At 49.0% G+C, this 14397-nt stretch carries 14 protein-coding genes; 6 read left to right on the top strand and 8 right to left on the bottom strand.

Going from position 1 to position 14397, the window contains the following annotated elements; all coding sequences use genetic code 11:
- Positions 1 to 10: 10 nt before the first annotated feature.
- From WBJ53_RS30140 to WBJ53_RS30105, 8 genes are all read right to left on the bottom strand, one after another.
- Positions 11 to 1372: a DUF58 domain-containing protein gene (locus WBJ53_RS30140; RefSeq protein ID WP_338873282.1), complete on the bottom strand. Its 1362-nt coding sequence runs from the start codon at positions 1370 to 1372 to the stop codon at positions 11 to 13.
- Complete coding sequence (locus tag WBJ53_RS30135; RefSeq protein ID WP_338873280.1) at positions 1369 to 2187, bottom strand: tetratricopeptide repeat protein; 819 nt, start codon at positions 2185 to 2187, stop codon at positions 1369 to 1371. Before WBJ53_RS30135 ends, WBJ53_RS30140 begins: the two co-directional genes overlap by 4 nt.
- Positions 2184 to 3296, bottom strand: a complete 1113-nt coding sequence (locus WBJ53_RS30130; RefSeq protein WP_338873278.1) for a hypothetical protein — start codon at positions 3294 to 3296, stop codon at positions 2184 to 2186. Before WBJ53_RS30130 ends, WBJ53_RS30135 begins: the two co-directional genes overlap by 4 nt.
- Positions 3297 to 3314: 18 nt before the next feature.
- Positions 3315 to 4289 (bottom strand): MoxR family ATPase, encoded by a 975-nt coding sequence (locus WBJ53_RS30125; RefSeq protein ID WP_338873276.1) that lies wholly within the window; start codon positions 4287 to 4289, stop codon positions 3315 to 3317.
- Positions 4290 to 4412: 123 nt separating this feature from the next.
- Entirely contained in the window at positions 4413 to 5600 is a 1188-nt protein-coding gene (locus tag WBJ53_RS30120) for a DUF4350 domain-containing protein (protein WP_338873274.1), read from the bottom strand.
- 23 nt (positions 5601 to 5623) lie between these two features.
- Entirely contained in the window at positions 5624 to 6364 is a 741-nt protein-coding gene (locus tag WBJ53_RS30115; protein WP_338873272.1) for a DUF4129 domain-containing protein, read from the bottom strand.
- Positions 6348 to 7247 carry a hypothetical protein gene (locus WBJ53_RS30110; protein WP_338873270.1) on the bottom strand — a complete coding sequence of 300 codons (900 nt, stop codon included), beginning with the start codon at positions 7245 to 7247 and terminating at the stop codon, positions 6348 to 6350. The genes WBJ53_RS30115 and WBJ53_RS30110 overlap by 17 nt, the downstream gene beginning before the upstream one ends.
- Entirely contained in the window at positions 7240 to 8184 is a 945-nt protein-coding gene (locus WBJ53_RS30105) for a stage II sporulation protein M (protein ID WP_338873268.1), read from the bottom strand. Before WBJ53_RS30105 ends, WBJ53_RS30110 begins: the two co-directional genes overlap by 8 nt.
- 146 nt (positions 8185 to 8330) lie before the next feature.
- Here WBJ53_RS30105 and WBJ53_RS30100 point away from each other — a divergent pair, with 146 nt between their 5' ends.
- The 6 genes from WBJ53_RS30100 (at position 8331) to WBJ53_RS30075 (ending at position 14347) form a co-directional block, all read left to right on the top strand.
- Entirely contained in the window at positions 8331 to 9026 is a 696-nt protein-coding gene (locus WBJ53_RS30100) for an RDD family protein (protein ID WP_338873266.1), read from the top strand.
- A 56-nt stretch (positions 9027 to 9082) separates the two neighbouring features.
- On the top strand, positions 9083 to 10282 hold the full coding sequence (locus WBJ53_RS30095) for a M20 family metallopeptidase (RefSeq protein ID WP_338873264.1): 1200 nt from the start codon (positions 9083 to 9085) through the stop codon (positions 10280 to 10282).
- A 14-nt stretch (positions 10283 to 10296) separates the two neighbouring features.
- Positions 10297 to 10884 (top strand): YdeI/OmpD-associated family protein, encoded by a 588-nt coding sequence (locus WBJ53_RS30090; protein WP_338873262.1) that lies wholly within the window; start codon positions 10297 to 10299, stop codon positions 10882 to 10884.
- A gap of 258 nt (positions 10885 to 11142) precedes the next feature.
- Positions 11143 to 11784 (top strand): gluconate 2-dehydrogenase subunit 3 family protein, encoded by a 642-nt coding sequence (locus tag WBJ53_RS30085; RefSeq protein WP_338873260.1) that lies wholly within the window; start codon positions 11143 to 11145, stop codon positions 11782 to 11784.
- A gap of 116 nt (positions 11785 to 11900) precedes the next feature.
- Entirely contained in the window at positions 11901 to 13619 is a 1719-nt protein-coding gene (locus WBJ53_RS30080) for a GMC family oxidoreductase (RefSeq protein ID WP_338873258.1), read from the top strand.
- A 224-nt stretch (positions 13620 to 13843) separates the two neighbouring features.
- Complete coding sequence (locus tag WBJ53_RS30075) at positions 13844 to 14347, top strand: hypothetical protein (protein ID WP_338873256.1); 504 nt, start codon at positions 13844 to 13846, stop codon at positions 14345 to 14347.
- Positions 14348 to 14397: the final 50 nt, after the last annotated feature.

The following is a 14397-nucleotide window of genomic DNA, read 5'->3' as shown; positions in this document are numbered from 1 at the left end:
CACTAATTCTCTAAATCATTCCCCGCGCTTTCAATTCCAGGTATTTATTGACCGTGTTGGCTGTTAGGTTTTGGGGCGCGGTCAGAATCGTTTGAATGCCATACTGAGCCAATTCTTTCAGAATCTGCTTCTTTTCATAGGCGAATTTCTCGCCAATTGTTTTGAGGTAAATTTGTTCTGTATCGGTAGCTGGCTGATCCAGCAGGCTACGCAGTTCGGTATTCTCGAAAAAAATAACCAGCAGCAAATGATCTTTAGCAAGCCGACGCAGGTAGGGTAGCTGACGGTGCATAGCGTTGACCGTCTCAAAATTGGTAAACAGGAGCAGTAAACTCCGATGCCGTATATGCTGGCGTACGCTGGAATAAAGACTCTCGTAATCGCTTTCCAGAAAGTGGGTTTTCTGTCGATAGAGGAGTTCCAGAATTTTGAGCATATGGCCCGTTCGCCGATCAGCCGGAAGTAACTGACCTACATGATCGGAGAAGGTCAGAATACCGGCCCGGTCCTGTTTCATCAATGCGATATTGCTAAGCACCAGACTGGCATTGATGGCATAATCGAGAAGGGTTAGCCCTTCGAAGGGCGATTGCATCACCCGGCCTTTATCGATCAGGCAATAAACAGGTTGTGAACGCTCGTCCTGATAGGCGTTGACCATGAGCGTAGCCCCCTGCGAATCGGTTCGGCGCGATGTGGCTTTCCAGTTTACCGTCCGAACGTCGTCGCCAGTACTGTAAGGGCGAACCTGTTCAAATTCCATGCTATGGCCGATACGTCGAAGGCGCTTAATACCTACTTCGTTGAGCCGATTGGTGGCGGCCAGCAGTTCGTATTGACGCATTTGTAAAAACGACGGATACACAGCTACCATTTTCCCCTGCTCGAACTGATACCGGCGCTTTAGTAGGCCCAAAGGCGTCAGGACAAAAACATTGACGGCTCCAAAACTATATTCGCCCCGGCGAACAGGACGCAATTCGTAGCGGATCGTTCGGGTCTCCCGAGCATTCAATGTAGTGCGGAAAAGCACATCGCGCCGTTGAAACTGAAACGGAATTTCGTCGATCACCTCTATCTGAACCTGAAATGGATACTGGTTTTCGAGAAAAATGGTCAGTGGGTTCTCGTCGCCATTCGACAATCGTTCGGGCACTTGCCGCCGGGCGAAAAAAGCTCCACGATTCGGGGCAGACTTTGTTCGGAACAATAGCCAGCCATCGATACCGATTAGAATGATGAACATAACAAAACCGATCTGCACCAGCGGAAACAGAATTGGGAAAGCGTAGGCCGCCACAAATAAGAGCACAAAGGCCATAAGCGTGAACCACAGGCGGGCCGAAACAAACAGAGGTCGGAGAAACGTCAACGGTTCAGGGATTTAAGGTTTTGAATAGCTTCGTCAATTTCTGCTTCGTAAACTGGGTTATGATCATCTTCCTGATAGTCGCCGGTGCGTTCGGTCCGTAAGGCTTTGAAGAAAAAGGATGCATCCAGAAAAGCCGTCATGGCTTCGGCAGTCCGGTTCAACCGGAGCAACGCCCGGCCACGGTGATATTGAGCCAGCGCACTACGGTTAAAATTGCGTAAGGCTTTGTCCAAATCGGCCAGGGCTAGTTCGGGTTGCTGTACTTCAATATAACTTACGGCCCGACTAACGAACTGCCGGTAGTTGACCCATTCTGCACCGTGTTTGTTCGCCAGTGAATCGATAGCTATCGAAAATTGTTCTATCGCTTTTCGCTGATTACCCAGACCACGGTAGGCAAGTCCGCGATAATAACTGACCGGATTATGTCGAATAATATCGTCGAAGTTAGGCGTTAAGACATCATAGGCATTAAAATGCTGGATGGCAAGCGTATAATCGTGTAGTTGATCCAGATAAATTTCGCCAACAAAAGCATGTTCTTTAGGATACGTAGCCGCCGTTTTTTCGAGCCAGTAGGACGCTCGCTCATAGTTGCCCTGCCAAAGAGCGTTTAGGGCGCGATAGCGGTCATTTTGAGCGCTGGCCGAAAGGGTATCCAGCCGCCGTTGTTCTCGTTTTTCGGCAAAAAAGAACCTTGTCTGAGCCTTGCGGTTTTCTGCCAGCATGGTCTTCGACCGTTTCAGATAATATTCTCCTTCCTGCGCATAGGCAGAAACCGACAAAAACAGAAAAAGAAAGCTGATCTGTTTCATGGTAGCATGTCGATTAGTCGGCCATCTTTCAGCCGGAAGGTTAACGAAACAGCTATGTCGTTGGAGGAGTTGTCTAATGAAGGAGACCCATCGTCAGTAAAAACGCGGTCGCGGCAAAGCGCTAACAACTGATCGGTAATGCGCGAATCGAAGCGCTTAGGACAATAGTCTTCGCCATAACCACTTACCGAAAACAAGCCACGTTCGCCCTGACAGTTAACAACAAACTGAATACGAATCAGCCCGGACTGCCCAACCTGAAAAACGGGCTGATACTGCTGGAAGAATAGTTTTGTCAAATCATATCGTTTATGCGTACGACTCATTGGCACCTCCCGCCAGATTTGCCTGAAACAAACATCGCAGGTTTGAAAACCGGAAGGCTGGCAAACATCGGTTGCCGATAGCGCTCTCATGAGCTTGAACGACTTTTTATGAACTGCCTCACCATCCCAGCCAATAAGCTGAGCCTGTTGTGGGCTCACACTTGCCACTTGCCACAATGGTTTGTAATTGCCATCGCGATTATACTGATTACCGCGAATCGTCAGAAAGACCGACTGGCCAAATCGGGATAGTTGCCAGAAATGGGCCGTTCGTTGTTTGGTTCTCGTATTTTCAAGACTCACTTTGCCATCTTTATACAAGCTCACCAGTAGGCTGTCGCTCTGCCAGACCCGCCCTGCCAGTTTTTGGTAAACCAGAGCTGAATCAATGGCTATGTCGGTAAATCGTCGGAAGAGCATTGGGTAAGCTGTTCCAATACGTAACAGATCATTTTGCCGGGTAACAAGCCCAGGCGCAAAGTGTATAGTATCCAGACGAACCGAATCGCCCTCAATAGCCCAGGTCGATATGTGCGGACTGGCTGAACCATCGACCATGCCAAGCCGGTAACTACCATCGGCGTTAAGTTGCAGATAAGTTGGTAGCGGGCAAACGAAATCCAGATCCCACTCCGCGTGGACACCAATCCATGTTCCGGTCAATTGATTGCCGCGTGGAGCCTGGGCATACAGAAATGAACAGGACAGAGCGAAAAAAGTATAATGAATGGCCACGCCCCACCACGCTTGTGAGCGAAAGCCGGGAAGAAAACGACGATTCATTGTACGCTATTCATTGAACTATCGGGGAACTTCAATCTTCTGTACCAGTTGCGTAATCACTTCATCGGCGGTGCCGCCTTCCATCTCGCGCTCGGGCGTGAGCAGAACCCGATGCCGAAGTACTGGAGCCGCCAGTTCCTGAACATCTTCGGGCGTAATAAAGTCCCGACCGCGAAGCGTAGCCAGGGCTTTAGCGCTATTCATCAGCGCTACCGATGCACGCGGGGAAGCGCCCAGATATAGTGACTTATTGGCGCGGGTGGCCTGTACTATCTGGGTGATATAGTCGAACAAATGATCTTCAATATGCACCTGATGCACTCGTTGCCGAAGATCATCTAACTGATCGCCGGATAATACCGAACGAATGGCATCGAGGGCGTCGGTCAGGTTTCGGCGCTGGTGATGGCCACGCAGAATGTCGGTTTCAGCCGCCGTATCGGGGTAGCCAACTATGATTTTGAACAGAAACCGGTCGAGCTGGGCTTCGGGGAGCCGGTAGGTGCCTTCCTGCTCGATTGGATTTTGGGTAGCCAGCACCATAAAGGGGTCGCTTAGGTGGTAGGTATTGCCGTCGTTCGTAACCTGCCGTTCTTCCATGACCTCAAACAATGCCGCCTGCGTTTTGGCAGGAGCCCGGTTTATTTCATCGATCAGAACGAGATTAGAGAAAATGGGGCCGTGTTTGAAAACAAAATCACCAGTTTTCGGCATAAAAACCGACGTGCCCAGCACATCGGAAGGCATGAGGTCGGGCGTAAACTGAATTCGACTAAAACCAACGTCGATGGTTTTGGCCAGTAATTTGGCGGTGAGCGTTTTGGCCACGCCAGGTACACCTTCAATCAGGACATGGCCATTGGCTAGCAAAGCGGTTAGCAATAGATCAATGGTTTCGTGCTGACCAACAATGACTTTACCAATTTCGGCGCGAATGGCGTCGACGGCGGTTGTGAGCGGAGTTAGATCTATTCGGGTTTCTAAATTTTCCATAAACTATCCCTGACCGGGATTTATATGATTTAACTGGCTGACTCTGAATTTATTATAAAGTGCTTCTTTGACGCGAAATCAAACAAAATCAAAGTCAGTCAGCAAAATCATATAAATGCCGGTTCAGACGGTTTGGTGTTTAAATCGTTCTATGGCTCCATTGAGCGTTAATAAATCAAATTCTGAGAGCGAAATGCTTTTTTGGGCATCGCGCAGAAGCCGTACGAGTTCGTTGGCTTCACTGGGCGAAATCCCACTTTTTCGGGCCAGAGTTTCTGCAAATTCTTTGTCCAGAACAGTGGTGTTCAGGCCATAGCGTTCGCGGAGGTCGGCCAGAAAGTACAGAATCTTCTTTCGGGTCAGATTTTCGTGATCGCCCTGTTGAAAATACAACCGTCCGATCGTCTTTACAAAGTCCAGCGATGTATTCTGCAACGGCTCCATAACCGGAATAATGCGCTGGGTACGTTTTCCGGCGAAAATTGCGTAGAAAATCAGCCCGAATACTACCAGATAATAGGCCCAGTTTAGGGCTGGCTGGCTTCGAATATACCGGAAAATCGACTGCTGCTCTTCGTCGAACCGACCTTGTTTCTGATACTCGTCCCAATAGGTTGGCAGAGCTGGCAGATACGAAAGTGCTTTGAAGGCATAAGCTGAAGTCTTCGGCGATAGCACATAATAATTCGTAAATGCCAGTGGCAGATTATGAATGAAAAACTGTCCTTTGCCGTATTGCACTTTAATGAAAACCGGCTCTTTACGGGCATTTCGGCCCAGAACGGTTATGTGTTGTTTTGCCGTGATGACCAGAAAATTACGGCCATCGTCATGAAAGAAATTATAGCCTTTTGGCTGGCGGAGTGCTGGATTGACAAAATTTTGCAGCAACGTTGTGTCGCTAAGCGTTGGGTCTTTTACCTCAGCTTTGAAGCCCAGCACCGAGCCGAGCGAATCGGGAATGCCATAGGCAGAAATAAAAACGTTACTACCGTTCCGAACGTAAGAAAGCAGTTGTTTTATATCGTTACCATCGGCATTAAAGTCCCGGCATACCACAATGTAATTACTGCGCCCGGCTGGCTTGCTCTCAGTCAGAAAGTTATAGACGGGCAACCGTACGGTTTTGATCGAAGACTGCTGCACCAGATCAGGCAAAAGCGCATAGAGAACCTTGGTCCCGAACGGGATCTTGTCATCGTTTTCGTACGTTGGTGTCCAGTCAATAGGCTTGGGGCGGTAATACTCAAAAAGTATGTAGGCCGTAAGAGTCGCCAGTAGGACCAGCAGGTATTTATTACGCTTTAACAAAATTATGAGATCGTTTTCTGGAATTAGCGGGCCGAAAATTGTCTGAACTGCTGCTGAATGGTTGCAAACCGGGACTCATCAATTGGGAAATCGCCATACCAGACGAATTCAAACTGACGAGTCAGGTTTTCAAATGCGGTCGGGTCGATGTGCGTTGCCAGTTCATAAACGTATTGTCGATTTGTTTTTTCGGGTTTATACACAATACGACCGGCATCGGCCAGCCGTTTTATGGTCTGTAAATATAATAGCCGAACGGCCAGCCGAAAGTTGTGTTGGGCAACGGCATCGGCAATGGCCGAATCGAAATCAATTTCATGAATGTTTTCGGCCAGACTCTCGTAATCGAGGCTATTTCGTTCGGCTTTTTTAGGAAACAGAAAACCCAGCACTTCGGCTTTCATCAGCAAATAGACAGCAAAGCCAGCTATACAAGCCATCACTACATATTGCCAGATGTTCTGATAGGCTTCACTATTCAGAAAATTAATGAACTTCTGATAGAACCAGCTAAAAAAACGGGCAATTGGATTTTCGGGTGGTGGCGCATCGTGGTCGTACTGATAGTTGCGGTCCTCCTTGAATTCCCGAATTTTTTCGGGAGCAGGATACCGTACCCGCACTGCGGCCCGGTCGTCGGGAACCGCAACCGTTGTTTGCGGTTTAGGTTTAGTTGTCTGCGCCATGGCTGGTTTCCAGACTGCCAGCCATACGCTAAACAATACGACTACTGCCCAACGAAAGAAACTAGAAACTGCCTTCATCCGATGCGCGGGGGTGTGCTGGATTTGTGCCAATCGAATCAATAGCCGAAATCATCCCGCGGCCTTCCTGCCGCTCGACCAGATTGGTATACTGAAATCCAATTGCCGTGTAAAGTACTGCGTTTAATAGCGTTCGGCCGACGAGCGCAATCACATTACCCAGCATGAGCCATACTGTTGGCACATCGGGTAGTAGTTTGCCACCAATCAGAAAGCCAATAATGCCGCTGGGAATTGCGAAAATGAGCCCAACCAGGCCAACAATGATGCCCATGACAACAATCAGCCCAAACGTTGACCACCATTTGTCGCGGATCAGTTTGAAGCACCGTTCAAAGGTGGGGCCAAAATCGGTGCCTTCAAACATAGTCACTGCCAGCGAAAGCGATAAAACAACGGCAACATAAATCCCCGGAATGATAAAAAACAAACAGGCTACAGCCGTAAGAATTGAGCTAAGGATCGAAATAATGATAGCCCGGCCAATGGCAGGCTGTACTTCGGCCCATATGTCCGACACACTTATCGAATCGGTTGTTCCGGTTTCGCTGGCGCGAGCATACACCTTCATGTGGCCATAAGTAGTCAGAATTACGGCCACATTGGCCAGCAGGCTGAAGAACAGCGTCAGCCAAAAGGCTGGTGAGAAAAACTGGGTCATAAGCTGGAGAACAGCCATCGGGTCGTTCGACGAGTCGTTTGCTCTTCCGGCAAGCCGCAGCATGTTCGACTGCATGATACCTGAAGCGATACCAGCTATTAAGGCCATCGGTCCAACAATATAAAGCAGGGCCATGCCGAGCGTTCGGAAATTCTGACCTACATACTGGAACGTAACGTTGATTTTGTTGCCAAAATCGCGCTGCTGAAATAGTTTAATCATGACGGATGCGGTTAAGGGATATTGGGTAGAGTATGAAATACCAGATAATGAAAGCGGCCGATACAACGATAATGCTGCCACTCACCAGCGATGGCAAGGTGAGCCGGGTAACGAAACTTTCCAGAAAACCAGCCATAATAAAAATTGGTACCAGGCCAATGGCGATTTTTAGGCCCTGCTTAACTCCCCGCTTGAACGACTCCAGCCGCGAAAACGTACCCGGAAACAACAGGCTGTTGCCAACTGTCAGTCCGGCGCAACCCGCAATCACAATGGCCGAAATTTCCAGTGTGCCATGAATCCAGATTTTTAGTACAGAATCGAGCAGCAGACCCCGTTCGTAGAAAAAGTATTGAAACGACCCGAGCATGACGCCGTTGTAGAAGAGCATGGCCATTGTGCCAAATGAAGCAAATAAGCCAAAAATGAACGTTCGGAAAGCTACATAAATATTGTTCAACGTAATCTGCACGAACATAGTAGCCTGATCGCGGCTGTCATAAATACCCAATGGATCGCCTTTTTTTATGTTTTCGAGCGTCATATTCACGTATTGATCGCCCAGAATCAACCGCACAAAGGTATTGTCGTGAGCCGCCGACACCCAGCCCAGCAGGCAGGCGACTAAAAAAACGGCTGCCGATACGGCTAATAGCCGGTGCGATTTATAAAACAATAAGGGGAGTTCATACTTCCAGAACGTGATGAACCGGCTTCGGTCGTCGCGCCGGTTCTGCATCAGTCCACGGTGCATCTGGGCTGCCAGGCCGTTCAGGTAGCGGGTTACGTTCGAGTTTGGGTAGAAGGTACGTGCGTACGACAAATCGTCGGTTAATTCGATAAACCGATCAGTGAGTTCGTCGGGGTCGCGCGTTGGGTTTTGTTCAATCTCGCGCCACTTGTCGGTATTTCGTTTTACGAAAAGAGCTTCACGCATGAATCGGGTCCGTTGTGGCAATAAAAGGTTTATGGCTGGTCTGCTTCTGAAAATTGGTCATTAGTTGACAAAGAAGCAAAGAAAGGGTGCTATTTTTACCAGTTAGGAGCCTGTTAAGGTTTCGTATAAATCAATAACCATTACCGATGTCTGTTGCTGTCCGCACTTCCCAAAACGTTTTACTGGAATACGAACCCGCCAGTGTTGGCGAACGGATTCTGGCTGCCATGATCGACTACCTGGTGCTGTTTGGCTGGATTGTGCTGGTTATGGCCGTGCCGTCCCGGTTAGGTATAAAAACGGGTAATGTCTATGTTGTGGCTGTTATGTTTCCGGTTGTTGCCTACGATCTGCTGTCGGAATGGCTCCTCAATGGCCGAAGTATTGGGAAAATAGCGCTGGGCATTCGGGTGGTAATGCTCGATGGTTCGCAGCCGGGCCTGGGTGCTTACCTGATCCGGTGGCTGTTTCGGATTGTTGAGTCGGTAGCCTTTCTGGGTGGAATTGTACCGATCATTACCGTAGCCGTAAATGGCAAAGGACAGCGGCTGGGCGATATTGCGGCTGGAACCTCAGTTGTTAAACTTAAACCAGCCGTTGCGCTCGAAGATATTTTGATTCGGCCGATCGATGAAAATTATATCGTTCAGTTTCCCGACGTTCGCCTGCTCAGTGACCGTGACATAAGTATTATTCGGGAAGCTCTTCGGCTGGGCGATGAAACAATTCTACAGCGAACCGCCGATAAGGTGAAAGACGTGACGGGTCTGCAAAGTACATTGCCCAATCGAAGCTTTCTGGAAACGGTTATCAGCGATTATCAGTTTATTACCATACAATAGTACGGGCAACAACCCGTCGTAAATTTAGATCAGGTGGGTGGCAACCCGCATTACATATGCTCGAATCAATTAAATCACTAGCCCGTCAGTATGCGGCTGATATTGTTCAGACTCGCCGACACTTACATGCTCACCCTGAACTTTCGTTTCATGAGCAAAATACGGCTCGGTTTGTTGCCGATCAACTGAAAGCAATTGGAATCACACCACAGGAGGGGGTAGCCGATACGGGTTTAGTGGCCATCATTGAAGGTCGGAAAAATGGCGCATCAGGAAGCTCGAAAGTGGTTGGTTTACGCGCCGATATGGATGCGCTTCCCATTCATGAAGCCAACGATGTTCCCTATAAATCGACGGTTGAGGGGGTCATGCATGCCTGTGGACACGATGCGCATACGGCCAGTCTGTTAGGCGTTGCGCGTATTCTGCATGTATTACGCGATGAATTCGAGGGAACCGTTAAACTGGTTTTTCAGCCGGGCGAAGAGAAAGCGCCGGGCGGTGCATCGCTGATGATTAAAGAAGGTGTACTGGAAAACCCCGCGCCGGTAAGTATGCTGGGACAGCACGTAGCCCCCAACATTCCCGTTGGTAAGATCGGTTTCCGCGAAGGAATGTATATGGCCAGCACCGACGAAATTTATATGACCGTTCGCGGAAAAGGTGGCCACGCGGCTATGCCCGACAGCCTGGTCGACCCGGTTCTGATTGCGTCGCACATCATTGTATCACTTCAGCAAATCATTAGCCGAAACCGTCCGCCTGCCAGCCCGTCCGTATTGTCGTTTGGGCGATTTATTGCCGATGGCGTTACGAATGTTATTCCAAACGAAGTGACTATTCAGGGAACCTTCCGTTGCATGAACGAAGAGTGGCGGGCCGAAGGCAAACGGCGTATGGTTAAACTGGCTCAGGGTATTGCCGAAGCAATGGGCGGTTCCTGCGAATTTGATATTGTTCATGGCTATCCTTACCTGAAAAATCATCCCGAACTAACCCGGCGCGTTCGGACGCAGGCCGTCGACTATATGGGTGCCGAGAATGTTGTTGATCTGGATCTTTGGATGGCAGGCGAAGATTTTGCATTCTATTCGCAGGTTGTCGATTCCTGTTTTTATCGGCTTGGTACCCGCAACGAAGCTCGCGGCATTGTTTCGGGTGTTCATACACCTACGTTCGATATCGACGAAGCTGCGCTGGAGACAGGAGCGGGCCTGATGAGCTGGCTCGCTGTTCAGGAACTGAAAGTCATTTAAGAGGTCAATTGCAAATGGCTTCCAGCAATTCTAATACTACTTATGCCGAAAGCCAGGCTGCCTGGCGGCAATGGCTTTCGGCCAACCATGCAATCGAAAAAAACGTCTGGCTGATCATCCATAAAAAAGGAAGCCAGACGCCCAGTGTTACCTACGATGAAGCCGTAGACGAAGCGCTGTGTTTTGGCTGGATCGACAGCGCGGTTCGGAAAGGGACCGACAAGTATTATTACCAGTTCTTCGCCCGGCGGAACCCTAAGAGTAACTGGAGCCGTGTCAATAAAGCTAAAGTTGAAAAACTCACTCAGGCAGGTCTGATGACCGAAGCGGGATTGGCAATGGTCGAACTGGCAAAACAAACGGGCACCTGGACCGCCCTTGATGAGTTGGAGGAAGGCGTCTGCCCACCCGATTTACAGGCCCGCCTAAATGCAAATCCAACCGCCAAACAGTATTTCGATGCATTTCCGCGCTCTGTCAGACGCGGCATACTCGAATGGCTTCTCAATGCCAAACAAGCCGAAACCCGCGCTCGCCGTATCGACGAAATTGTAATCCTGGCCGAACGCAACGAACGCGCCAATCAATACAAATCGAAATAGTTTAGCTACTTATCGTCTGTAAGGGTCTGGTTGTAAGTAGGTTGTGGTATGTGGGTATTGTCGGATGGGAGAACAAGTAGTAGCTTTTTCAATAGAATCACTACTAGTAGATGACTAGTGACCAATGTTTTTAGTTTGAGTATAAATTACCGGTTCTGCCAAAACAGAATCTCTAAATTGCACAATCCATTCCTTGATTGTTATACATTTGTATTTCCTAATATCGTTCTATTTGAAAGTCTAACTCACTCAAAGATTATGAACAGAAGAGACGCCCTTATGCGGGTGGCTGCGTTAGCTGGAGTAACCATGTCGTTGCCTGCGCTGGCCGACACCCTCGAGGCCTCAGCAACCCGCCGTGCCCTGACAGGCAAGCCGCTCTTTTTTACGGCCGATCAGGACGCTACCGTTGCTGAACTGGCCGATACAATCATACCAACGACCAGCACCCCCGGCGCTAAAGCCGCTAAAGTCAATGAAGTGATTGATGTTATCCTGAAAGATTGTTACAAGCCCGACGACCAGCAGCGTTTTCTGGAAGGATTAATCCAAACCAATAAGCTGAGCCAGGATGCCTACGGTAAAGCCTTTGTGCAACTCGATCCGACGCAACGGATTGAAATCGTAAAAAAACTGGAAGCCGACGCCAAAGAACAACTCGCTAAAATGGCGGCTGCCAAAGCAGCCACCAAAGTCGAAAATTCGCAGGCAGATTTGCAAATGCCGACCGATTCTAAAAAGATTTATACGCCTTTCTATACCATTCTGAAAGATCTGACCCTTACGGGCTATTTTACGTCAGAAATCGGCTGTACACAGGCGCTTGAGTACGTGGCCGTTCCTGGTCGTTACGATGGTTGTGTACCACTCAAATCGGGTCAGAAAGCCTGGGCTATTTAAAATTAGTTTATTGTTTACGATTTATAGTCTACGGTTGCGTTGCCTATGAGCATATACTCTTCTTAAGCAGAGCAATCGTAAACTATAAACCGTAAGCCACAAACGTATAGAAAGACATGAACCTTAATATAGACGCAAAAAAAGATATGACCTACGACGCTATTGTCGTGGGATCGGGTATTTCGGGTGGCTGGGCCGCTAAGGAACTGACCCAGAAAGGTTTGAAAGTATTAATGCTGGAGCGCGGTCGCGATGTGAAACACATTGAGGGCTATCCTACTGCAACCAATAACCCCTGGGATTTTCCGCATCGGGGACGTATCACAACGCAGGCAGCCGAAGAATACTGGGCCAACATGCGTACAGGCTATACGGCCAATGAAGAGTGGCGCCACTTCTTCGAAAATGACAAAGAAAACCCATATCTCGAAAAACGGAAAGTCGACTGGATTCGTGGCTATCACGTTGGTGGCCGATCGCTGATGTGGGGCCGCCAGAGCTACCGCTGGAACAAAGAAGATTTCATGGCAAATGGCAAAGAAGGCATCGGTGTCGACTGGCCAATTCGCTACGAAGATCTGGCTCCGTGGTATACCTATGTCGAAACCTTTGTTGGTGTTTCGGGCAATAAAGACGGTGTGGATGTATTGCCCGATGGCAACTTCCTGCCTCCTATGCAACTCAACTGCCTGGAACGGGAAGCCAAGAAACGGATCGAGAAGGCGTTTCCGAAGCGGCTCGTAACCATCGGGCGGACGGCTCACCTGACGCAGCCTAAACAACTGCACTACGATCTGGGCCGGGCTGCCTGCCAGTTCCGCAACCAGTGTATGCGGGGCTGCCCATACGGAGCTTATTTCAGCACTCAGTCGGCAACATTGCCAGCCGCTGTTAAAACGGGTCGGTTAACACTACGCCCCGACTCGATCGTGTCGGAAGTGCTTTATGACGAAGCAAAAGGAAAAGCAACGGGTGTTCGGGTTATCGATCAGAATACGAAAGAAGTTCGGGAGTACTATGCCCGGATTATCTTCCTGAATGCATCGGCTTTCGGTAGCACATTCATTCTGATGAATTCGAAATCACACCGCTTCCCCAACGGTATGGGTAATGAGTCTGATCAACTTGGTCGCAACATCATGGATCATCACCTGGCTGCTGGGGCTGCCGGTTCATACGAAGGTATGGAAGATCAGTATTACTTTGGCCGTCGTGCCAATGGGGTATATATACCGCGCTATCGTAACTGGAATGGCGATAAACGCGATTATGTCCGTGGCTTTGGTTATCAGGGCGGTGCTGGTCGTGGTGGCTGGGGACGTGGCAACGGTATGGAAGGGTTTGGCGCAGATTTTAAAGACAGCCTGACCAAACCAGGGCCGTGGACGATGAGTCTGGGCGGTTTTGGTGAAATGATTGCTGATCCGAACAACCGCATGACGCTTTCGCCCGATCAGAAAGATAAATGGGGCCTTCCACTGATTGTATTCGATGCTGCCTATGGCGAAAATGAGCACAAAATGCGGATCGACATGATGAACGATGCTGCTGAAATGCTCGAAGCCGCTGGCTTTAAAAATGTGACCCCCTATAACGACAAGACGAAGCATCCCGGTATCGGTATACACGAAATGGGAACCGCACGGATGGGCCGTGATCCTAAAACGTCAGTCCTGAATGCACATAATCAGATCCATTCGGTGAAGAATGTGTTCAACACCGATGGAGCCTGCATGGTTTCGGCATCCTGCGTGAACCCGTCGTTGACATACATGGCACTGACGGCCCGTGCTGCTGACTTTGCCGTTAAGGAAATGAAGAAAGGCAATCTATAATTGCCTGAAATCTTCGAATAAAAAAGCTGGTAGCTCTTTAGTTACCAGCTTTTTTATTTTTAATTTACGTGGTAAATATCTGATTAGTAGGTAAATATGAAGAGGGGGTTATGGAGTTAAGCACGTTTCTATCATTAAAATAAATAGACGCAGTAAAACAATAGATTTTTAGTTGAGTTGTACTATAGACTATTGGGTAACACAATAGCAATTTAGACTCAACTATGAAAAATGTATTGAAACTGGGATTCATGCTGGCAGCCGGCCTGGCCCTCAACGCGCAAGCACAAACGACCAATTCGGGTACGACCGGGACGACGGGTACCACAAACATGGGAACAACTACCAACTCGAACGGGCAGAACAATCGCACCAATTCGGGAACGTACCAAACACAGCCCATGACCGGTACAAACACCAATCCGGCGCAACCGCCAACCAATACGATGGGTAACCCTACCGGTACCAGTACAATGGGTACGGGGACTAATACGATGGGCACCGGTACTACCACTGGAACAACCACCTATGGTACGGGCAGCACTACAAACAGCACATACTCAACCGGAACAGGTTCGATGAGCACAGGCGCTGGTACGAGTCCTAGTAATTCAACCTACAATTCGGGTACTACAGATCGTATGGGCGCTGGCTCGGTTGGAAATACGCCAACCCGCACAAGAAGCAGATCGGGCACAACAACTAAACCTTCTTCGATGACGAATTAATTGAGCGCAAAACGTCATGAGGATAAGCTGGGTGGATAACTTTGTAACGT

This window comes from Spirosoma sp. SC4-14 (genome assembly GCF_037201965.1).
Taxonomy (GTDB): Bacteria; Bacteroidota; Bacteroidia; order Cytophagales; family Spirosomataceae; genus Spirosoma.
This window is presented reverse-complemented; position numbering and strand designations above follow the sequence as displayed.

Excerpts from the sequence above, each read along its gene's own strand:
- WBJ53_RS30135 (WP_338873280.1), bottom strand. The coding sequence starts at position 2,187 with ATGAAACAGATCAGCTTTCTTTTTCTGTTTTTGTCGGTTTCTGCCTAT.
- WBJ53_RS30130 (WP_338873278.1), bottom strand. The coding sequence starts at position 3,296 with ATGAATCGTCGTTTTCTTCCCGGCTTTCGCTCACAAGCGTGGTGGGGC.
- WBJ53_RS30125 (WP_338873276.1), bottom strand. The coding sequence starts at position 4,289 with ATGGAAAATTTAGAAACCCGAATAGATCTAACTCCGCTCACAACCGCC.
- WBJ53_RS30115 (WP_338873272.1), bottom strand. The coding sequence starts at position 6,364 with ATGAAGGCAGTTTCTAGTTTCTTTCGTTGGGCAGTAGTCGTATTGTTT.
- WBJ53_RS30110 (WP_338873270.1), bottom strand. The coding sequence starts at position 7,247 with ATGATTAAACTATTTCAGCAGCGCGATTTTGGCAACAAAATCAACGTT.
- WBJ53_RS30105 (WP_338873268.1), bottom strand. The coding sequence starts at position 8,184 with ATGCGTGAAGCTCTTTTCGTAAAACGAAATACCGACAAGTGGCGCGAG.
- WBJ53_RS30100 (WP_338873266.1), top strand. The coding sequence starts at position 8,331 with ATGTCTGTTGCTGTCCGCACTTCCCAAAACGTTTTACTGGAATACGAA.
- WBJ53_RS30095 (WP_338873264.1), top strand. The coding sequence starts at position 9,083 with ATGCTCGAATCAATTAAATCACTAGCCCGTCAGTATGCGGCTGATATT.
- WBJ53_RS30090 (WP_338873262.1), top strand. The coding sequence starts at position 10,297 with ATGGCTTCCAGCAATTCTAATACTACTTATGCCGAAAGCCAGGCTGCC.
- WBJ53_RS30085 (WP_338873260.1), top strand. The coding sequence starts at position 11,143 with ATGAACAGAAGAGACGCCCTTATGCGGGTGGCTGCGTTAGCTGGAGTA.
- WBJ53_RS30080 (WP_338873258.1), top strand. The coding sequence starts at position 11,901 with ATGAACCTTAATATAGACGCAAAAAAAGATATGACCTACGACGCTATT.
- WBJ53_RS30075 (WP_338873256.1), top strand. The coding sequence starts at position 13,844 with ATGAAAAATGTATTGAAACTGGGATTCATGCTGGCAGCCGGCCTGGCC.